The sequence below is a fragment of the Geobacillus sp. C56-T3 genome (assembly GCF_000092445.1).
GTDB lineage: Bacteria > Bacillota > Bacilli > Bacillales > Anoxybacillaceae > Geobacillus > Geobacillus thermoleovorans.
Genome location: NC_014206.1, coordinates 682952 through 704167, shown reverse-complemented (window position 1 = coordinate 704167; position 21216 = coordinate 682952). Strand labels below are relative to the sequence as shown.

Genomic DNA, 21216 nt, shown 5'->3' with positions numbered 1-21216 from the left:
TCTTTTTCCTTTTCCACGCATTTAGGGAAAATCCTGCCCACAAAAGGCGTCACGCGCCCCCGAATAGCGGGACGCGTGACGTCAGAAACTTCATTCGTCTTAATACACTCCAACCGCATTGAACGCCTGTTTCACCGAGTTGACTTCTTGGCTTGTCGACCCGTACAAATCAGCGGCCGCTTGCACGCAGGCGGCGCGCAGCTGGCTGAAGTTCGACGTCGGCGTCAAATAGTAGACAAGCGCCCGGTAGAAAATTTTCCCCATTTTGTCGCGGCCGATGCCGGTGACGCTCACGCCGTAATGGACGCCGCCTTGGCTGAGCAAGTACGCCGCTTTATTGATGATGCCGCTGTTTGTATGGACGCCGCCGTTGTCTTGCGTGCCGGTGTACCGTTTGGAATAATGATCCGGATCGCCGTATTTCGCCGGGTCGGACATCGAGCGGAGCGCATCGCCGGCGATCCCAGGCGTGTAAATGTCTTCGCCGATCTCCCAGTCCGGGTTGCGGTTGGCGTAGAACTCCACGAGCGTGCCGAAAATATCGGACATCGCTTCATTGATGGCGCCGGATTCGTTTTGGTAAACAAGCCCGGCCGTATAATCCGTCACCGCATGGGTCAACTCATGCCCAACGACGTCAATGCCGCCGGAAAACGGCAAAAACGTCTGTCCGTCGCCATCGCCGTACACCATTTGCGAACCGTTCCAAAACGCGTTGTTGTAGCCACGGCCATAATGGACGGTCGAACGGATGGCGGCGTTGCTGCCGTCATAGCTCAGCCGGCCGTGCACATTTTTGTAGTAATCATACACGACGCCGGCGTAATAATGGGCGTCCACGGCCGCCGCGTCATAGCTGGCGAAAAATTGGTTGTCGCCATCGGCCCACAAGCTGCCGGGCAAAACGGTGCGGTTTCGTCCGTCATACGTAAAAATGCCGCTGCCGCGCGTATTGTCTTGCAAATAGTAGTAGCCGTAATACGAGGAATACGTCGTATTGATATATTTCTGATCCCCCAACACACCGCGGCCCACACCGACCGTCGACGCGCCGGCGACCGGCTGCCCGCCGCCCGGCTTCGCCTCGTCCATTTGGTTCCATTTGTTCAACACTTTTCCGTCCGCGGCATCGATCATGTAGATCCAGTTGCCTGGGACAGGGGTTAAAAAGCGGACATTGACTTCATAGGCGAGGCGCGGGGTCTCCCCATCCGGATAGATGACAAGCCGCGTTGGTTTTCCCTCTTCGGCCGCCGGCCGTTCTTTCGTCACCGCATCAGCCACATCTTGTTTCGCGATCATTTCCGCTTGTTGAACGGAAATAGCGGCTTCTGTTTTCAACGTTCGTTTGTCCAAATTCGGAATAAGCGCGCCCGACAAAGAGGACAATTCGCCATCGTTGACATGGGCAACGAGCACGGCGCCATACACTGGGATGCCGTGATAGCGCTGTTCAAAACGCATGACCGTATGGCCGAGTTCATCCGTTTGTTTGCCAATCAAGCTCAGCCGTTCGCGGGCTTGTCCACCAAGCTGGAACGTATTCTTCTCTTGATCAAGATAACGGTAAACCAATTCTTCCGGAGCATCCTCGCCTTTTAACAGCGGACCAGAAACGAACGATGGCGTCTTCCACTGTTCGTTCCACACCATTGATCTTTCCTTCGCTGAAGCACCGAGCGGCCAAGCCATCAATCCAAACGCCAACCCAATCGCGCCAAGCATCGCCCGTTTGTTCATTCCCTTTACCCCTTTCTTATATTTTCGAATTATTTATTCTAATAAAAATTTTATTACAATATATTTTGATTGGGTATTGGGAAAATGATCGGGCGACATGCGGCCTGATCCGGCAGCCTATTTTCCGTTTTTCCCTCTTTGCGGCTTTCCGCCTGCGACAAAACGGCCAAAGTGAAACACGACCGACAGCGAAGCTGCCAAGCGGAAAAAACGATTGATCTTTTTCGCTTGAGCCGACGGATTTCCACAGGACGTGCTTTGACGGACGAAACAAAAAAACCGACTCATCCCCCGCTTTCGCACCGTGGCGAAAACAGGAGACGGATCGGTTCGAAGAAGATCAACACAGACAGGCAAAGCGCCAATCCGGCCGCTTCTTTTATCGGGCGATCACGGTCGGCGGTGGATGCTCATCTTTTGCCGCCTCTTTCACCCCGATGCCTTGGCCAAGGGCCGAAGCGAGGCCAAGGATGGCGAGAGCGACGATCACAACGACCCGCTTTTTCACGAGCTTCACCTCCTTTCAAACGCCGGTTTGCGTCCGCAAGAGGGAGCAGCTTAGCTGATAATATTGGGCCGCCTGCTTGTATTGGCGCCTCCGCATATAACAATCCGCCAAATATTCGGCATACAAAGAAGCGTCATCATACTCCTTCTTTTTTTGAAAGTATGGAATCGCCTCCTGTTTGAGCAGCCGCTCCAACGGTTCATCTTCTTCGCTCAAAAGCAGCCGGTAAATGGAAAAATGCAAATAATACTCATAATGCTCGGACGCGCCGTTAGGGGCTTGTTCGAGCTGTTTCCACCCTTCCTCGACAGCCATCGACGCTTTGCGATAATGCTTGGCATCGCAATGCACGCGCACGAGCGACAAAAGCGTGATGAGCCGAGCATCCAGCGGGGCGTCCTCTTTATAGATCAAACTGTTCTCGTAATGTTGCACCGCCTCGCGGTATTGACGTTTCATTCCTTTCAAGTGGCCGAGATTGTGTTCCACAATCCCAAGAAGCCGTCGATCATCCACCATCCTCGCCGCCTTTTGGGCCAGCAGACAATGGTCGACCGCTTTGTCGATCTCCCCGCAGCGCCGGTAGCAAATCGCCAGCAGCACATGGCATTCGGCGCTCCGCCGCAAGTCGTATTCCGCCTGGCTGAGCGTCAGCGCTCGCTCGGCGTAATGAAGGCATTGGAACCATTTCCACAGACGGCTGCATGCAAGCGCCGACAAGTAAGCCAAATCGGCCTCCTCCCCGCTCGTTTTCCATTCTCCCTTCAACAACTCTTCTGCCTTTTTACAGCAATGCAAGGCATCGTCATATTTTTCTTGACAATAATATAAAAGCCCAAAAAACTTCCAATAATAATAGCGCATGTCATCACTCAACGACCCATACCAGTCCCGCACGCTTTGCGCCGCCGTTTCCGCCCCCTTTTTGTCGCCAAGAAGCAGCAAATACCGGATTCGCATCAGCTGAAAATAAATCATGGCTTCGGCATCTCCAGACTGCTCGCATCGTTCTTTGACCGTTTCATACATTTCCCGCGCGGCAGGCACATCACGGTTCGTCATCGCCTTATACCACGACATCACCCATTCGAACCATGAAGGCATTGTTTCGTTTCCACCCGGCCGGATGTCCAGCCGCCGAAACAGCCATTCGAGCACCTCTTGGCTCGGTATGACTTGGTTATTCTCAATTTTCGATAAATAAGAAACCGAAATAATGCCTTCAGCCGTTTCTTCTTGGGTCAGGCCTTTCATCAAGCGGGCGAATTTCAAGCGGTCGCCGAGTTTCAACAGAGAGCTCCTCCTTCGAACAAGTGTCTGATTTTACCGAAAATTATATCCTTTCCTTTTTTTCTTGCATCACACTTTGGTACTAAAACAAAATGGAAAAAGCGCCCCAAAAAGCTGGGACGCTTTTTCTCTCCTACCCCGCAAGCGGACCGGGGAAGCGCAAGCCGCCGACGCATGAAAAGGCCCGCGGCAGCCAGCCATTCCTCTGCCTCTTGACTGAACGGGGCCGTTCGGATGGATCCATTTCCCATCCGCTGACACGTTCCGTCGTTTTGGTCTCGACAAAAACGGGATCACTTGGATGACGGCCCGCCGCCATGCCCTGTTCTTTGAGCCGGAAGCGCTTATCGCTTCGGCACCGTTTCGCCTTCCCACTCGAGCATGCCGCCCGTCATGTTGCGGACGCGATAGCCGAGCTCTTGCAAGTAGCGGCAAACGTTTTCGCTCCGCCGCCCGGAGCGGCAGACGAAAATATATTCTTCGTTGCGGTCGAATTCCTCAAGCCGATCGGGGATGTCACCCATTTTGATATGCTTCGCGCCGGGGATCATGCCGAGGGCGACTTCCTCGTCTTCGCGCACATCGACAATGTTCAGCTTTTCGCCGCGTTCGAGTTTTTCTTTCACTTCAGCCGGCGTGATTTCCTTGATCTCTTCCATGGCAGATCGACCCCTTTCGTTGGTGGATAGGGAGCGGGCCGAAGCCCGCCCTCATCATTAGTTGGCGACGATATTGACGAGCTTGCCGGGGACGGCGATCACTTTGCGCACCGTTTTGCCCTCAAGCTGCTCTTTGATTTTTTCATCGGCGAGCGCCCGCTCCTCGAGCGCTTCTTTTGGCAAGTCAACTGGCACGTGCAAACGCGACCGCACTTTGCCGTTGATTTGCACGACGATTTCCACGACGTCCTCGACAAGCTTCGTTTCATCATACGTCGGCCACGGTTCATAGGCGATCGTGTCCGTGTGGCCAAGCTTTTGCCACAGCTCCTCGCCGATGTGCGGGCAGACCGGCGACAAGAGCTTGACGAAGCCTTCCATGTATTCTTTTTTCATTTGCTCCGCTTTGTACGCTTCGTTGATGAACACCATAAGCTGCGAAATGGCGGTGTTAAAGCGGAGCGCTTCATAGTCTTCCGTCACTTTTTTCACCGTTTGGTGATAGATGCGCTCGAGCGTATCGTTCGCCGGTTCGTCGACAATGTTCGGGTTCAGTTCGCCATTCTCGGTGACAAAGAGTCTCCAGACGCGGTCGAGGAAGCGCCGCGCCCCGTCAAGCCCTTTCGTCGACCAAGCGATCGACGCCTCAAGCGGCCCCATGAACATTTCATACAGCCGCAAGGTGTCGGCCCCATGGCTTTCGATGATGTCGTCCGGGTTGACGACGTTGCCTTTTGATTTGCTCATTTTTTCGTTGTTTTCGCCTAAAATCATCCCTTGGTTGAACAGCTTTTGGAACGGTTCTTTCGTCGGCACGATGCCAAGGTCATAAAGAAACTTATGCCAGAAGCGAGCATAAAGCAAATGCAGGACCGCGTGCTCCGCCCCGCCGATGTAGACATCGACCGGCAGCCACTTTTTCAGCTTTTCCGGATCGGCGAGCTGCTTGTCGTTGTGCGGGTCGATGTAGCGCAAATAATACCAGCAGCTTCCGGCCCATTGCGGCATCGTGTTCGTTTCGCGCCGCCCTTTTTTCCCGGTTTTCGGGTCGACAACATTGACCCATTCTTCGATGTTGGCCAGCGGCGACTCGCCCGTTCCCGACGGACGGATTTCATCCGTTTTCGGCAACACAAGCGGCAATTCCTCTTCCGGCACCGGCGTCATCGTGCCGTCTTCCCAATGGATGATCGGAATCGGCTCGCCCCAGTAGCGCTGGCGGCTGAACAGCCAGTCGCGCAGCCGGTACGACACTTTTTTCCGCCCTTTGCCGTGCTCCTCAAGCCAGGCGATCATTTTGTCGATCGCTTCCTGCTTGTTCAAGCCGTTCAAAAACTCGGAGTTGATATGCTCGCCATCTCCGGTGTACGCTTCCTTTTCGATATTCCCACCGGCGACGACTTCTTTCATCGGCAAGTGGAATTTTTTCGCAAACTCGTAGTCGCGCTCATCGTGCGCCGGCACGGCCATGATCGCTCCGGTGCCGTAGCTCATCAAGACGTAGTCGGCGATCCAAATCGGAAGCCGAGCGCCGGTGACCGGGTGAATGGCGTATGCGCCGGTGAACACGCCCGTTTTTTCTTTCGCCAAATCGGTGCGCTCAAGGTCGCTTTTGCTTTGAATTTCCTTTAAGTAGGCGTCAACGGCTGGCTTTTGCTCCGGCGTCGTGATTTTTTCAACGAGCGGATGCTCCGGCGCCAAGACGGTGTACGTCGCGCCAAACAGCGTATCCGGACGCGTCGTGAACACGGTGAATGTTTCGTCATGGCCGTCGACGGCAAACTCGATTTCCGCTCCTTCCGAACGGCCAATCCAGTTGCGCTGCATCTCTTTAATGCTTTCCGGCCAGTCGAGCTCTTCCAAATCTTCAAGCAGGCGGTCGGCGTAGGCGGTGATTTTCAGCATCCATTGCCGCATCGGCTTGCGGATGACCGGATGCCCGCCGCGCTCGCTCCGGCCGTTGATCACCTCTTCGTTCGCCAGCACCGTGCCGAGCGCCGGGCACCAGTTGACCGGCACTTCATCCATGTAGGCGAGCCCTTTTTCGTACAGCTTCAAGAAAATCCATTGCGTCCATTTGTAATAGTTCGGGTCGGTCGTATTGATCTCCCGGTCCCAGTCGTACGAAAAGCCAAGCGACTTGATTTGCCGGCGGAAATTGTCGATGTTTTTTTGCGTAAACTCCGCCGGGTCGTTGCCGGTATCGAGCGCATATTGCTCAGCCGGCAGCCCGAACGCGTCCCAGCCCATCGGGTGAAGGACGTTGTACCCTTGCATCCGCTTCATGCGCGCCAAAATATCGGTCGCCGTATATCCTTCCGGATGGCCGACGTGCAAGCCGGCGCCGGATGGATACGGGAACATGTCGAGAACGTAAAACTTCGGCTTGTCATCATCATCGGGCGTGCGGAACGTTTTGTTTTTCTCCCAATAGTCCTGCCATTTTTGTTCAATTTCGCGGTGGTTGAAGCTCATCGCAGCACTCCTCCTATCAAGTTCTACTTGCATCATTGACGAAAATATGTACAAAAAAACCCCCCATCCCCACGCAAAGGGACGAGAGGCGCGCTTCCCGCGGTACCACCCTTTTTGGCGCGCCAAACGGCGCACCCGCTTTCTTCCTTAACGCGGATGGACGGCCGGCGCTGTCGATGACCGTTCGCGCCGGCAACTCCGAGGCGAGTTCACGGGCCGACTTCGGTTGACTCGCACCATCCGTCAACTCTCTGCCGTCCGTCGGGCCCGCTACTATTCCTCTTCACCGTTATTCGCCTTATTCGCGCATGAATCGACCGATGAGTGGACAGAATGACAAATTTATTATTATTTTAAAAAATTTGTCGATCAATTGCAAGCCGAAATCTATACGGAAGCCGCGGTTTTTTCATCCGCGTTCTCCGTCCGCTTCGACAGCCGACGATCATGCAAAAGCGCGGCCAGCACCGCCAATAAGGCAAACAATGCTAACATCATGATGAGCAGCTTCATTCCAAACAGATCGGCGACCGAGCCGCCGATGACCGGTCCGATCATCCGTCCGGCCGTGGCCGTTCCGTTGACGATTCCTTGGTACAACCCGGCCTTCCCCGGCGGCGCCCATTCGTTCACCGCGGCCGGAATCGCCGGCCAGACGATCATCTCGGCGATCGTGAGCACAATCATGGACGCGGCAAACTCTGCAAACGAATGCGCCCCCAACAGCATGGCAAACGAAACGGCGAAAATAAGAAAACCGATCACGATTTGCCGCTTCAACGTCGGCATGAAGCGGCGGATGACCGCTGACAACAGCGGCTGGGCCAAGACGATCAACGCGCCGTTGATCGTCCAAAGCAAGCTGTACTGCCCGACCGGTATCCCGAGCTCGCGCGTATAGGCGGCGATCGTCGTCGACCATTGGACATAGCTCAACCAACACAGTCCATAGCCGGCGCAAAGAAGGACGAGGGCGCGGATGTGTGCCCGGGACGCCTCGTCCCCCGTCCGGCCCTCCCGCTCTTTTTTCCGCCGCGGCGGCAGCGGAACGCGGCGCAGCCCAGCCACAACCGTAAACAAAAACGCGGCATACAACAAAAGGTTGGCGAAAAAAACGAGCGAGAACGAATATGAAGCAACAAGCCCGCCAAGCGCCGAACCGACGGCGACGCCGATGTTTTGCGCGACATACAAGGCGTTGAACGCCCGCCGCCCCCCTTCCGGCCAAATCGCCCCAGCGTACGCCGACGCCGCCGGAAAGACGACGCCGCTGCCAACGCCGACAAACGCCAAAAACACCGCATAATGCGGCCAACCGTGCCAAACGCTTAAGCCGGCAAGCGCGGCCATCGTCAACACCGCCCCGGCCAACAAAACGCGAAAACCGCCGATCCGGTCAAACAAAAAGCCGCCGGCCAAGCTGCCGATGACGCTTCCCCCAGCGTTGAGCATGAGCACGACACCAGCGACAGCGAGCGGCTGGCCGAGCTGTTCGTGCAAATAGATCGTGTTTAGCGGCCATAGAAACGACGCCCCTGTCACATTGAGCGCCATGCCGACAAGCAGCCACCAAAGAGCGCGGGGCATCGGTCATCATCCTTTTCTGGCTTTTATTTTGAGTTCCGAAATAATTGTAGGGGAAAACAGGAAAAAATGCAATCAAAAAGGCGGAGCGTTCCAATGCGTCCGCCACTTTTTTGCCAAACTAACTCCCCACGGAAACAATGGCTTTTGAAGCGGGGCTCCTGCGCGAAAAGAAGAACAAGACGGAGCGGCTTCCGCCCCTTTGGCTTGTCGTCACCCGTTCCGCTGCTTGGAGCGGATCGGTTGGCCGCCCGTTTCCTCGTATTGCTTTTTCGCCAGCTTCACCGGGTCAAAGTCTTGACCAAGCTCAAGATCGTTATTGTTTTGGCCGCTAGGTGTTTTTTGTTCCGGATTCGTTTGTTTCAAGCGTCGCTTCATGTCGTGTTCCTCCTCGTTTCAGCGGTCAAGCAAAATCATGTCGTTTTGCAATTGCTCCAGTTGGAGCCTCATCCGATGCAGCTGCTCGCGCTGCTGGGCGTTGCAGCTTCGCGCCAAGTGCGCCAAATCGATGACCGTCTGCTCGAGCATCTGCTGGGCGTTGGTGTATTCGGTGATGTTGTAATGCTCCTGCTTTTGCGCTTCTGTATATTGCTCTTTCGCGTAGCGGATCACATCTTCACACCGTTGCAAAAATTCCTCAACGGATTGTCTTGTCGCCATGCGCTCACCTCGTTTCGTGATATTCCCTCATGTTTACTATGCGCCGCATAGGCCGGCCGTATCACGCCAATGATTGGCAGCGGTCGATTTTCCATGAAGTTTTTGTTACAATGCCGACGTGGGGATCTTCGTTCAGCTCAATCAGGCCGATGTCGGTCAGCTCAAGGTTTTCTGTCACGCCGGCGTAGAGGATGGCGAGGCTTTAGAGGACTGGTGAAAAACGACCGATTTCGCCGAACCCGCTGTTTTCGGCTGAAAGAGAAGCGTTGATGTTACAGGACTTCCCCATTTGAGAAGAAAGTCCGTTTTCCGCGACTTTTCACTAAATCACCAGTCTTTTAGGGAAAAACGATGGCATCCGGCATCTTTGGCGCAGCGACACGCCTGGCAACGTAAACGATGAAACGATCACAAGGAGGGGCCAACCGATGGCTTTGATGAACATTTTGCCGTTTGCCCGCTTTTTGCTTGATCAAGCGGTCAACGAAGGCGACATCGCCGTCGACGCGACCGTCGGCAACGGGCACGACACCGTGTATTTGGCCGAACGCGTCGGGGAGACAGGCCATGTGTTCGGCTTTGACATTCAGCCTGAGGCCATCACCGCCGCTTCCGCCCGCCTCGCGGAACATGGGCTATGCGGGCGGGCGACGTTGTTCGAGCGAAGCCATAGTGAACTGCTTGAGGCGCTTCCCGCCGATGTACACGGGCGCATCGCCGGCGCGGTGTTCAACCTCGGCTATTTGCCGGGCGGCAATAAGCAAATCGTCACCCAGCCGGAATCGACGATCGAAGCGGTCCGCCAGTTGCTTTCCGTCATGAAGCCGGGCGGCGTCATCGTTCTTGTCGTCTACCACGGCCATCCGGAAGGAAAGCGCGAACGCGACGCGCTCCTTGATTACGTCCGCTCTCTTGATCAACGGCGCGTCCATGTCTTGAAATACGAATTCATCAATCGGCAAAACAACCCGCCGTTTTTGCTCGCGCTCGAAACCCGGGCGGATAAGGGCGCCTGAATCGATTGGATCCCGCCCCTTTTGCCAATACAAGCAAACGGCCGCCCTTATGAAAAGGACAGCCGTTTTTGCCGCTCCTGCCAAAAGCGGTATGCTTTTCCGTTCCAATAGAAAAACTGCGACGCCGCCCCGCCGGCGCGGACGAGCCGGCGCGCCAGCCGGCGCAGCCCGCGCTGCTTTTTCACCTTGGCATCCGACAAATACAACCCAAGAAGCCCTCGGTGAATAAGGCGGTGAAACTCGCCGTGCGGAAGGGCGCCGACATGGCGGTCGGCCTCTTCGATGAAATGGCAAAGCCGCTCAAGCATCACCGTTTCATTCGGATAGTAAAAGCAAAAGTTTAAATCGCCGCCGTCCCGGTCTTCCTCCTGATCGATCAAATAGTCGAGCAAAATGTGCAACCCTTGAATGTACGGAAAATAACCGTCGCGCACTTGTCTCGCCATCTCCGGCGGCAGCGATTCGCCAAACGCATAGGCGACGAGGCAGAAAATGCCGAGCGTCGAACCGGAGCAGGCGGAAAACTCATACCATTCCATCGGCGGCAAGGCGTCTTTGTATTGCGCGAACCATTTCTCCAGCCGCGGCACCCGCTCGCTCGCTTCGACATGTTTATGCACTTGCAAGTCGCAATAATATCCGGCCAATTCATGCAAAAATGGGGCGATCGTCTCATAATGGCGCACCGTCTCGAGCACCTTTTGGCACGTGCGGACGAGCGCCGGCAAATAGCCGCCGTCTTCCTGTTCGCGGCGATGGCGGTAATAGTTCGACGGCTCCGCGCCGATCGTCAAAGCGTCAGGCATCGAATCGTGCAAGGCGCGAAAGTCGAGCGGATCGAGCGAGGTGCTGCGGTCGCACAAATTATCCAAATAATCGCTGATCGTCTGGTAAGCAACGATAAAGCGGATGCAATCCTCCATGTTTTCTCCGGCCAAGAGCGCCAAAATGGAGCCGCCTTCGCAATGGAACGTTTTCGAAGCGATGCTCGCGAGCGCCTGGCGCCGCAATTCCGGGTCGGGAATGCGCTCGGCCTGGCGCCGCCAATAGGCAAGCTCGCGGTGGACAAGCGGAAGCACGTCACGATACACCATTTTCATCAAGGCGATGGGGTTTTTCGGAATGTTCAATCGGCTCACCTCAGGTGCAAACACCATGGTCTCGTCTCCTAGCATTTCCATCTTATCGGCAACCAAAATCGTTTCGCGTCTGAACAGCCTGCGATCTCGTCTTCCAGTATTGCCATCAATGCGGCCGGGGCAAACCATAAAAGGGTTGGCGATGGAATGAAAAAGCCGCTCAACAACGGTTCTTCTCACGTTGAGAAGCTTTGTGAAATCGGATCTTCTTTCCCGATCCCAACCACTCATCGGGCGAAACGAAACGTTTTTCACCAATCCCGATCAGGCGCGCTCGCTTTCGTTGGCGATTTGGACGCAGCGTTGTACAATACATGGTGAACGATCGATTTTGCAGCAGAAAGGAACGAACGCCCATGATTTACCCATACAAAGGCAAAACGCCGCAAATTGCCGCCTCCGCCTTTATCGCCGACTATGTGACGATCACCGGCGATGTCGTGATCGGCGAAGAGACGAGCATTTGGTTCAATACCGTCATTCGCGGCGATGTAGCGCCAACGGTGATTGGCAACCGGGTCAATATTCAAGATAACTCAATTTTGCATCAAAGTCCAAACAATCCGCTTATCATTGAAGACGGTGTAACAGTCGGCCATCAAGTCATTTTGCACAGCGCCATCGTTCGCAAAAACGCGCTCATCGGCATGGGCTCGATCATTTTGGACCGCGCGGAAATCGGGGAAGGCGCGTTTATCGGCGCCGGCAGTTTAGTGCCGCCGGGCAAAAAAATTCCGCCCAACACGCTCGCCCTCGGCCGGCCGGCGAAAGTCGTCCGCGAACTGACGGAAGACGACATCCGCGAAATGGAGCGCATACGCCGCGAATATGTCGAGAAAGGGCAGTATTACAAAGCGCTGCAGCAACAGCGGACATCGTGCGCCAACAAAAAAGAGCTGCCGTGATCAGGCAGCTCTTTTTCTTTCATCACTTGTCCGCCAACGCCAGCGCTTGTTCTTTCAACAAGGCGGCTTTGTCGGTGCGCTCCCACGGCAGGTCGATGTCCGTACGCCCAAAATGGCCGTAAGCAGCCGTCTGTTTGTAAATCGGGCGGCGAAGGTCGAGCATTTTGATGATGCCCGCCGGGCGGAGATCGAAGTTGTTGCGCACGACCTCAATCAAAATGTCTTCCGACACTTTGCCGGTGCCGAACGTATCGATCGAAATCGAAACTGGGCGGGCGACGCCGATCGCGTAGGCAAGCTGCACTTCGCATTTGTCGGCCAGTCCTGCCGCGACGATGTTTTTCGCGACATAGCGGGCCGCATACGCCGCCGAGCGGTCGACTTTCGTCGGATCTTTGCCCGAGAACGCGCCACCGCCGTGGCGGGCGTAGCCGCCGTACGTATCGACGATGATTTTGCGCCCCGTCAACCCGGCATCCCCTTGCGGACCGCCGATGACAAACCGTCCTGTCGGGTTGATGAAATATTTCGTGTTCTCATCAAGCAGCTCCGCGGGCACGACCGGCTTGATGACCTGTTCTTTAATGTCGCGCTGGATTTGCTCTTGCGTAATTTCCGGATGGTGCTGCGCGGAAACGACGATCGTATCGACGCGCACCGGTTTGCCGTTTTCATCGTATTCGATCGTCACTTGCGTTTTCCCGTCCGGCCGCAAGTACGGCAAGACGTCCGTTTTGCGCACTTCCGCCAATCGGCGCGCCAAGCGGTGCGCAAGCGAAATCGGCAGCGGCATCAATTCTTCCGTCTCATTGCAGGCGAACCCAAACATCAATCCTTGGTCGCCGGCGCCAATCGCTTCAATTTCCTCGTCAGTCATCTGACCTTCGCGCGCCTCAAGCGCCCGGTCCACCCCCATCGCAATGTCCGGCGATTGTTCGTCAATCGACGTCAGCACCGCGCACGTATCGGCGTCAAATCCGTATTTGGCGCGCGTGTAGCCGATCTCCCGGACCGTATCGCGGACGATGCGCGGAATGTCCACGTATGTTGATGTCGTGATTTCCCCGCTCACGAGCACCAGCCCGGTCGTGACGCTCGTTTCGCAGGCGACGCGGGCGTTCGGATCTTTTTCCAAAATGGCATCCAAAATGGCGTCAGAAATTTGGTCGCAAATTTTATCCGGATGTCCTTCCGTCACAGACTCTGAAGTAAACAAGCGGCGTTTGGCTGACATTCGGTTTGTTTCCTCCTCTTGGCATAATGTGGCGACACGGAACTCATTTCCCTTTTTCCCTTCGCAATATAAAAAACCTTTCCTGTAACGGCTGAGGAAAGGTCATGGCAATCGTATTGCTTCCTTTCACTCTTATCGTTCAAGGACTGCGCCTTGCCACAGGTTAGCACCATTTCACACATGTACAGTTGTGACGGTTGCTGGGCTTCATCGGGCCTGTCCCTCCACCGGCTCGGGATAAGAGTATCCGTTCAATGACTTATCTTATCGCAATGGAATCGGCAAAGTCAACTATCAAAATTCATTTTTTATCATTTCCAGCCGCGAAAATTCTTTCCTCAAGGAAATCGACACATTGGGCAAAATAAAGTTTGAAAAACCCACACAATTAGTATGGACTATTAATAAAAATGTGTTATACTATTTTCAAGAGTGATTTCAAAAAGAAGGCAGGTTTTGAATATGGGGATCGCAAACATGACGAATAAGCTTGATGTATTGCTGCAAAAACCGTACGTGCATCATCAACTGTCCGTCGCCGAGCTCGTCGAGAAAGTCCTGCAACGGAACGAAGGACGGCTGACGCACACCGGAGCCGTCGCGGTGACAACCGGCAAGTACACAGGGCGGTCGCCGAAAGACAAATACATCGTCGAAGAACCGTCAACGAAGCAAACGATCGACTGGGGAGCGGTCAACCAGCCGATGTCTCCGGAGACGTTTGATAAACTGTACGACAAAGTGCTCGACTATTTAATGAAGAAAGATGAACTGTTCGTGTTTAAAGGCTTTGCCGGCGCCGATCCGAAATACCGGCTGCCGATTCAAGTCGTCAACGAATTCGCCTGGCACAACTTGTTCGTCCATCAGCTGTTCATTCGGCCGAACGCCGAAGAGCTCGCTGCGCATGAGCCGCAATTCACCGTCATTTGCGCGCCGAACTTTAAAGCCGACCCGAAAGTCGACGGCACGCGCTCGGAAGCGTTCATCATCATCTCGTTTGAACGGCGCACCGTGTTGATCGGCGGCACCGAGTATGCCGGCGAAATGAAAAAATCGATTTTCTCGGTGATGAACTATTTGCTGCCGGAACAAGGCATCCTGCCGATGCACTGCTCGGCCAACGTCGGCCAGGAAGGGGACGTCGCCCTCTTTTTCGGCTTGTCGGGAACGGGAAAAACGACGCTCTCGACCGACCCGAACCGCCGCTTGATCGGCGATGATGAACACGGCTGGTCAAGCCGCGGCATTTTCAACATCGAAGGCGGCTGCTATGCGAAATGCATCAACCTATCGCGCGAGAAAGAGCCGCAAATTTTTGACGCCATCGGCTTCGGCGCGGTGCTCGAAAACGTCGTCCTCGATGACGCGACGCGGGTGCCGAATTACGACGACGGCACGCTGACGGAAAACACGCGCGCCGCCTACCCGCTTCAGGCGATCCAAAACATCATCGACCCTAGCGTCGCCGGCCATCCGTCCACGATCGTGTTTTTGACGGCTGATGCGTTCGGCGTCCTGCCGCCGATCAGCAAGCTGACGCGCGAACAAGCGATGTACCATTTCTTAAGCGGCTACACAAGCAAACTCGCCGGCACCGAACGCGGCGTCACCGAACCGGAAGCAACGTTCTCAACGTGCTTTGGCGCACCGTTCTTGCCGCGCCCGGCCGTCGAATACGCGGAAATGCTCGGGCAAAAAATCGCCGAACACAACGTTCGCGTCTTTTTGGTCAACACCGGCTGGACAGGGGGGCCGTACGGCGTCGGCAGCCGCATGAAGCTCGCCTACACCCGGGCGATGGTGCAAGCCGCCGTCGAAGGGGAGCTGGACAACGTCGAAACGGTGCAAGACCCGATTTTCGGCCTCGCCATCCCAACCCACGTCCCCGGCGTGCCGGATGACGTCCTGCAGCCGCAAAACACATGGGCCGACAAACAAGCATACGAACAAAAAGCAAAAGAGCTGGCGCAAAAATTCCGCGCCAACTTCCAAAAATTCGCCCACATCGATCCGTCCATCGAAAAACTCGGCGGACCGCTCGTGTAACAAGAACCCGGCCGGACAGGGTATTCCCTGTCCGGCTGTTTTTTATTTCTTTCCGTTGCTTTGGGCCTCCCATTTCGCCTCCTTCCCACGAAAATCGGGAGGATTTTTTCATTCCGATGCCGAACAAATCCTCGACAAACAAGGGAAGTTGTGGGAATAAAAATAGACTCTGCACAAGAATAAGGGGGGAGGCTTCCATTGCTTCAGTATATCCATTCGCCTTTAGGAAATTGTTGAAAATCCATCCGCTTTCCTTCGCCCCCTTGCTTGGGGGCGCGACAAAGAGCGCGTTTTATCAAAAACTGAAGAGCTGGCTTTTGGTTCGTGTTTACGATTCCATTACCAATCGTTTCGATGATCAAAGAGAGGATTGAGGTCATGAAAAAGAAATCATTTCACTTCCTTTGGATCGGACAATCTTTCGCGAATTTCGGAGATGTGTTCTACATTGTCTCCGTTGTCTCTTACCTATATCATTTGACATCGAAAGCCATGGCTGCCGCATTAGTCCCTTTTTTCGTTACATTGTCGTTATTTATTAGCGGAATCGTCGCACCGATATTTTTCGAAAACTATAAACTAAAAACGTTATTGTCCTACGGACAAATGTGTAAAACATTTCTGCTGCTTTTTCTCTCGCTGTTTTTGCACTGGGGTGCGGAACATTACACTGCGATCGTTTATGTTTTTGTATCATTGATCGCTTTTTTAGACGGGATCACGAATCCGATTAAAAACTCCCTCGTTCCGTTTATCGTTTCCGAGGAGGAAATCTTGAAAGCCAACAGTTTTGTAAACACGTTAGACCAATTCATCAAATTTAGCGCATGGCCGATCGGGAGTTTGATTGTCAGTGCGGGATCGCCGTTCCTTTTAATCAATATCACTTTATTGTTCTATATCGTTTCAAGCATTCTCATGTTTCTGTTGCCTATACAAGAACATACAAAGAAGAATACGGTCCAAGACAAAGGCCTAAAGAACTTTCTCCTTTCGATCCGTCTGGGATGGGAATACACGTGGAGAAATGTGCACGCGAAATCGATTAGCTTCATGTCATTTTTTGAAGGAATCGGAAATGGCGTCTGGATTTCGGCCATCCTTTATATGTATGTGAAAGAACAATTACATGTAGGAGAGGAATGGTGGGGATATATTAACTCTGTTTTCTTTGGCGGCATGGTGATAGGGGGATTGTTAAGCGTTACGTTTAGTCAATCGGTTGAAAAAAATCAGCAATTTTTTGTATTGTTTGGCCCGTTTTGTATCGCTATTGTCACACTGTTATTTGGCACAACGACGCACGGTGCCCTGGCGCTTCTGTATTCCGCCCTGTACGGGATCATCGAACAATGGAAGGTGATTTGCCTTCAGACGATTTTGCAAAAAAATGCCCGGATGGACGCTCTGCCTCATGTTTTTGCCGTGCAGGGAGTCATTAGTTCCGTAACGTTCGGGATTTCCTCCTTATTGATGGGCTTTATAGCCGATGTTTACGGGATTCGCTTTTCGTTTTATTTGTCTGTTTGCTGCTTTTTGACCAGCGGCTGGATCAGTTATCGTCAGCGGAAAATCTGGAGTTTTGATACGGGGCTGACCCAAAAGAGCGGTAATGCTTCTATCTGAGGTAACATGGAAAAATAGGCCATCGCGAAAAACCCGGTAAAATCAAGGGTTTCAGAGACGGTCTCTTTCACATACTTCGGTGAAATTTCATCAAAAAGGGCTTTTATGTCAGCCCCATTCTTGGGCCGCCCACGTCCTTATCTATTTCTGGTTCGGACAACGCCCACGTTTAGGGGTGTGTCATCACCCCGTCCCACCGAGGTAGTGTGTACCCCAATGGGCGGCGCGCCTGTGACCAGCGCACTAGGTTCGGCGCCCAAGCCCGAAATCGCTTTGGCGATGGTCAGATCCGACCCATCGAAAGCGGAACGATTGCAAATAAAGAGTTTCCATGTTTAATCATACGGCAGGGCGCAAACCCAAAAGGGGAATTTGCGCTCCTGCCTTTTTCAATTTCAATCCCTCATAGGTACGATAAAAACTTGTCACAACCGGGATAGCCAAACACAATCACAGCAGTTTCAATCCCTCATAGGTACGATAAAAACCCCAAAAATGCTTGTTGTATCAAGCATTTCGATCTAGCGCTGTTTTCAGAATACCACGTTTCAAAAATTCTGTCAATAACCTTCAACCTCGATGGCTGTAAGTCTGAGCCGCCAAAAACCATTGTCGTCGATCCCCCGGGGTTTTCGCACGATTGGAGGTCGACGACAATGTGAGGCTCGACGGCGAAGAGCCGCCTTACCCCTTCACCCTTTCAATCTTCTCAACCGGCAGCCCGGTCAGTTCGTGGATCGTGTCGACATCGTACCCTTTCGCCATCATTCTCTTCACCACGTCGAGCTTCCCTTCCTCGATCCCTTGTTGGCGTCCTTGCTTCATCCCTTGCTTCATCCCTTGCTTTATCCCCAGTTCGATTCCTTTTTGGATTCCCTTTTCCATCCCCCGCTGTTCGTATGAGACGATGAGCTCCATCACACGCTTTGCTTCCTTCGTTTCCATTTGGCTCACCTCGTTTCGCAGTTTCGCTTCCTCCTCTTCGGATAGACGCAAATACGTCTCGAAAAAACCGAACAACAGCCGCTGTTTCGCTTCATCCAGCTCGAGGCGGACGAGCATGCGCAAAAATTCCTTTTTCACTTCGACTTTCTCATCTTCATTATACCCCATTTTGCTTAGCAAAGCAGCGGCGACAGGGTTGGCATGGCGGATGTACGCCCGCCACGGCTGTTTGCGCAGCTCCACCGTCAGAAAGCGGAAGTCGAGAACGGTCAAAAACGGAAACTGCATGACCAATGAGGAAGGTTCATCGTATTGTTCGTCATAGCTGAAGATGGCAATCGGAAGAATGCGGCGGCGGTATTTTTGAAACAAGCGGCTGAAGTAGAGGAACATTCGCTCGGGGAAGGTCCGCTGGGTGTAGCTTTGATGCTCGACATGAACAATGACGAGCCCGTCTTCCCCTTTTACCTTTGTTTCGACCAACAAGTCGACGCGGTGCTTCTCTCCGGCCGTCACATCGGTGAACAGTTCCTCGGAGAGGAAAGAGAGATGGTGAACGTCAATGTGCTCGTACACGTCGGGAAAGAAAAGAAGCAAAAACTCTTCGAAAAACGTCGACAGCAGCTCTTTGAACAACCGGTCATGATCGATTCGCTGTTTGGCCACGTTTCCCCTCCTTGCGACATTGAATTCATCGTATTATATTCTCTCTCCTCAACCAAACTCCTTCTCTTCCCCCCTACTTTTTCTATAGGTATTATGAAACGTCGCTTTCCATTCTACAGGAAATCCTCAAGCAAAGACTATTTTTTATGCTTGTCTGAGTCGTCCTGACGCCACAAGTGAAAATAGACGGCAACAACCAAAACAAAGAGCGCAAACCGTTTTTCCGTTTGCGCCCGTGCCAAATGGATCCGTTCCGTACTGATCAGGCCCTCCCTGTAGACAGCCGTATTCAATTCGTCGAATACAGGCTGACGAGCTCATACGTCACCGTCGTCCGGCTGCCTTCCCATTCGAGCTTTCTCACGACCGCGACGCCGCTCGCTTCGCTTTGCACCGTCCGGCGCACTTCAAGCGGCACGTCAAGCGGATACAAGCGGTATCCTTCTTTTTCCAACACAAACACATTTCCTTGAACGCGCTGTTCCTTTCCTTTTGTCACAATGACCGTCTGCAGCTCCATCGGCATGCCCATATGATTCCAACCTCCTTGGCACCCCATCGATTCGTTGGCGGCCGCGCCGCCACCCGAGCGGCGCGCGCAGCCGCCCCTCTAGTTGTATCGTATCACATTGTCGGCTGTTGTTTCATCCATTCCGTGAGCCTTTGCACCGTCTCGCGATTGGCTGGCGGCGGGAAATAGTGGGTGAACGCGGGAAAGTACCACGCGGTCACTCGCTTGCCGAGCTGTTTCAGCCGCCGCTCAAGCCGATAGGCGTGCTCAATCGATACGTTCTCATCGCGCCCGCCGTGGATGATGAGCACCGGGGCTTGGAGCCGCTCGAGATAATAAAGCGGGGTTCGATGCCGGTAGCGCTCCGGGCATTTGTTCGGCGTCCCGCCGATGACGCGCTTCATCATTCGCCGCAAGTCAGGCCGCTCCCAATACGTAAGCTCCAGATCCGCCACCCCGCCCCAGACCGCCACCGAACAGACCCCCTCGGCCATTAGGGCGGCATGGAGCGCCATCGCCCCGCCGCGGGAGAAGCCGAACATGTGAACGCGCCCGGGATGGACGAGCGGATGGCGGCGAAGGAGATGAAACCCAGCGAGCGCGTCATAACGGTCGTCGCCGGCGAAATCTTCGTTTCCTTCTCCGCCCCCATTGCCGCGGTAAAGCGGAGCGAAGACGACAAACCCTTGCGAAGCGAATTGGACAAGGCGCGGCACTCGCACCTGCCCCACATTTTTAATCCCGCCGCGCAAATACAAGAAGCCGTCATACACCTTATTTTGTTTCGGCGCCGCTAAAAATCCTTTCACCTTCAGCCCTTGGGACATATAGGTGACAAAGAACACATCGATTCCCGGATGCGGCGACGGAAACCGGTATTGATCGATGATGTCCCCGTCCATACGCCTGCCTCCTTCCTATGCGAAAACAGATGATGCGAACCAACCGTCATCATTCCCCAACGCCTTCTTTCATTAGGGCAAGTGGGGATGTCCGACTGCCTCGCCGCTCTTGCATGCCGCCCCTTGGCCGAGCGTCAGCTTGAAAAAGCCCTGGAGCGCGAGGAGCGTCCCGACCGCCGCCCGTTCTCGTTCGACCGCCCATTTTTTCTAGGCATTCACACATTTTTGCTGCGTGCATACGATAAGGTGAAACCACGGTTTACCGCATGCGAACCAAGGGGGTTAACGAACATGAAAAAATGGGCCGTATGGTTATGCTCGCTTCTGCTGCTTTTGCCGCTTTCCGCCTGCACGAATGACGGGGGCCAAAGCGAAAAGCCGCTCAAAAAAGTGCGGCTCGCCGAAGTGACGCACTCGATTTTTTACGCGCCGCAGTACGTCGCCCTGGCAAAAGGCTTCTTTAAAGAAGAGGGGCTGGATGTCGAACTGACGACGACATGGGGCGGCGACAAAACGATGACGACGCTTCTTTCGGGCGGCGCGGACATCGCCCTTGTCGGCTCGGAAACGTCGATTTACGTCTACAGCCAAGGAACGGACGACCCGGTCATCAACTTTGCCCAACTGACCCAGACGGACGGAACGTTTCTCGTCTCGCGCAAAAAAATCGGCCACTTTACATGGGAGATGTTGAAAGGAAGCACGTTCCTCGGCCAACGGAAAGGCGGCATGCCGCAAATGGTCGGCGAGTTTGTGCTGAAAAAACACGGCATTGACCCGCATCAAGATTTGAAGCTGATCCAAAACGTTGATTTCGCCAATATCGCCAACGCCTTTGCGAGCGGGACGGGCGATTTCGTCCAGCTGTTTGAGCCGACGGCAAGCCTTTTCGAACAAGAAGGGAAAGGCTATATCGTCGCTTCATTCGGCACCGAATCCGGGCGCGTGCCGTACACGTCATATATGGCGAAACGAAGCTACATGAACGAAAACAAAGACGTGATCGAAAAATTTACGCGCGCGATCTACAAAGCGCAGCAATGGGTCGAATCGCACAGCGCCGCCGAGATCGCGAAAGCTATTCAGCCGTATTTCAAAGACACCGATTTGGCTTTGATCGAAAAAGTCGTCGACCGGTACAAAAGCCAAGGGACCTACGCGACCGATCCGATTTTGGATGAAGAAGAATGGAACCACTTGCAAACCATTATGGCCGAAGCCGGCGAGCTGCCGAAGCGCATCGACGTGAACACGCTTGTTGATTCGTCGTTTGCCAAAAGCGCGATGAACAAGTGACGAAAGCGGGT

General features: G+C 54.0%; 18 protein-coding genes, 1 riboswitch and 1 other annotated feature. Of the genes, 5 read left to right on the top strand and 13 right to left on the bottom strand.

Features of this window, described 5'->3' with window-relative positions; translation table 11 throughout:
* Positions 1-99: 99 nt before the first annotated feature.
* The 8 genes from GC56T3_RS03655 to GC56T3_RS03620 form a co-directional block, all read right to left on the bottom strand.
* On the bottom strand, positions 100-1740 hold the full coding sequence (locus GC56T3_RS03655) for a M4 family metallopeptidase (protein ID WP_013144430.1): 1641 nt from the start codon (positions 1738-1740) through the stop codon (positions 100-102).
* A gap of 379 nt (positions 1741-2119) precedes the next feature.
* Positions 2120-2248, bottom strand: a complete 129-nt coding sequence (locus tag GC56T3_RS20130) for a hypothetical protein (RefSeq protein WP_013144429.1) — start codon at positions 2246-2248, stop codon at positions 2120-2122.
* Positions 2249-2263: 15 nt separating this feature from the next.
* A complete protein-coding gene (locus GC56T3_RS03650) occupies positions 2264-3538 on the bottom strand; it encodes a helix-turn-helix transcriptional regulator (RefSeq protein ID WP_013144428.1) in 1275 nt (424 codons plus the stop codon).
* A 344-nt stretch (positions 3539-3882) separates the two neighbouring features.
* Positions 3883-4197, bottom strand: a complete 315-nt coding sequence (locus GC56T3_RS03640) for a rhodanese-like domain-containing protein (RefSeq protein WP_013144427.1) — start codon at positions 4195-4197, stop codon at positions 3883-3885.
* 57 nt (positions 4198-4254) lie between these two features.
* On the bottom strand, positions 4255-6672 hold the full coding sequence (leuS, locus tag GC56T3_RS03635) for a leucine--tRNA ligase (protein ID WP_013144426.1): 2418 nt from the start codon (positions 6670-6672) through the stop codon (positions 4255-4257).
* Between the two features lie 74 nt (positions 6673-6746).
* Positions 6747-6968 (bottom strand) — a binding site (T-box leader).
* Positions 6969-7059: 91 nt separating this feature from the next.
* Entirely contained in the window at positions 7060-8259 is a 1200-nt protein-coding gene (locus GC56T3_RS03630) for an MFS transporter (RefSeq protein ID WP_013144425.1), read from the bottom strand.
* A 210-nt stretch (positions 8260-8469) separates the two neighbouring features.
* On the bottom strand, positions 8470-8634 hold the full coding sequence (locus tag GC56T3_RS03625) for a hypothetical protein (protein ID WP_013144424.1): 165 nt from the start codon (positions 8632-8634) through the stop codon (positions 8470-8472).
* A gap of 18 nt (positions 8635-8652) precedes the next feature.
* Positions 8653-8916, bottom strand: a complete 264-nt coding sequence (locus GC56T3_RS03620) for a YtzC family protein (protein ID WP_011232317.1) — start codon at positions 8914-8916, stop codon at positions 8653-8655.
* A 428-nt stretch (positions 8917-9344) separates the two neighbouring features.
* Here GC56T3_RS03620 and GC56T3_RS03615 point away from each other — a divergent pair, with 428 nt between their 5' ends.
* A complete protein-coding gene (locus GC56T3_RS03615; protein ID WP_013144423.1) occupies positions 9345-9932 on the top strand; it encodes a class I SAM-dependent methyltransferase in 588 nt (195 codons plus the stop codon).
* A gap of 47 nt (positions 9933-9979) precedes the next feature.
* Here GC56T3_RS03615 and GC56T3_RS03610 read toward each other — a convergent pair whose 3' ends face one another.
* On the bottom strand, positions 9980-11089 hold the full coding sequence (locus GC56T3_RS03610) for a tetraprenyl-beta-curcumene synthase family protein (RefSeq protein WP_013144422.1): 1110 nt from the start codon (positions 11087-11089) through the stop codon (positions 9980-9982).
* A 338-nt stretch (positions 11090-11427) separates the two neighbouring features.
* Here GC56T3_RS03610 and GC56T3_RS03605 point away from each other — a divergent pair, with 338 nt between their 5' ends.
* Entirely contained in the window at positions 11428-11976 is a 549-nt protein-coding gene (locus tag GC56T3_RS03605) for a gamma carbonic anhydrase family protein (RefSeq protein WP_013144421.1), read from the top strand.
* 22 nt (positions 11977-11998) lie between these two features.
* On the opposite strand, the gene metK is transcribed toward GC56T3_RS03605, so the two are convergent.
* On the bottom strand, positions 11999-13210 hold the full coding sequence (gene metK, locus GC56T3_RS03600; RefSeq protein ID WP_013144420.1) for a methionine adenosyltransferase: 1212 nt from the start codon (positions 13208-13210) through the stop codon (positions 11999-12001).
* A gap of 129 nt (positions 13211-13339) precedes the next feature.
* Positions 13340-13454: riboswitch (SAM riboswitch) on the bottom strand.
* Positions 13455-13672: 218 nt separating this feature from the next.
* Between metK and pckA the strand changes: the two genes are divergently transcribed.
* Together pckA and GC56T3_RS03590 are read left to right on the top strand one after the other, a co-directional pair.
* Complete coding sequence (pckA, locus tag GC56T3_RS03595) at positions 13673-15259, top strand: phosphoenolpyruvate carboxykinase (ATP) (RefSeq protein WP_013144419.1); 1587 nt, start codon at positions 13673-13675, stop codon at positions 15257-15259.
* 378 nt (positions 15260-15637) lie between these two features.
* Entirely contained in the window at positions 15638-16885 is a 1248-nt protein-coding gene (locus GC56T3_RS03590) for an MFS transporter (RefSeq protein ID WP_013144418.1), read from the top strand.
* A gap of 684 nt (positions 16886-17569) precedes the next feature.
* Here the strand turns inward: GC56T3_RS03590 and GC56T3_RS03585 are convergent.
* The 3 genes from GC56T3_RS03585 to GC56T3_RS03575 form a co-directional block, all read right to left on the bottom strand.
* The gene (locus GC56T3_RS03585; RefSeq protein WP_013144417.1) at positions 17570-18496 is read right to left on the bottom strand and encodes an Rpn family recombination-promoting nuclease/putative transposase; all 927 of its coding nucleotides are present in this window, start codon (positions 18494-18496) and stop codon (positions 17570-17572) included.
* A gap of 289 nt (positions 18497-18785) precedes the next feature.
* Positions 18786-19028, bottom strand: coding sequence for a DUF2584 domain-containing protein (locus tag GC56T3_RS03580; RefSeq protein WP_013144416.1), 243 nt, complete (start codon positions 19026-19028; stop codon positions 18786-18788).
* 92 nt (positions 19029-19120) lie between these two features.
* Positions 19121-19909 carry a S9 family peptidase gene (locus tag GC56T3_RS03575; protein WP_013144415.1) on the bottom strand — a complete coding sequence of 263 codons (789 nt, stop codon included), beginning with the start codon at positions 19907-19909 and terminating at the stop codon, positions 19121-19123.
* A gap of 291 nt (positions 19910-20200) precedes the next feature.
* Between GC56T3_RS03575 and GC56T3_RS03570 the strand changes: the two genes are divergently transcribed.
* Positions 20201-21205 (top strand): ABC transporter substrate-binding protein, encoded by a 1005-nt coding sequence (locus GC56T3_RS03570; protein WP_041468211.1) that lies wholly within the window; start codon positions 20201-20203, stop codon positions 21203-21205.
* The last annotated feature ends 11 nt before the right edge of the window (positions 21206-21216 follow it).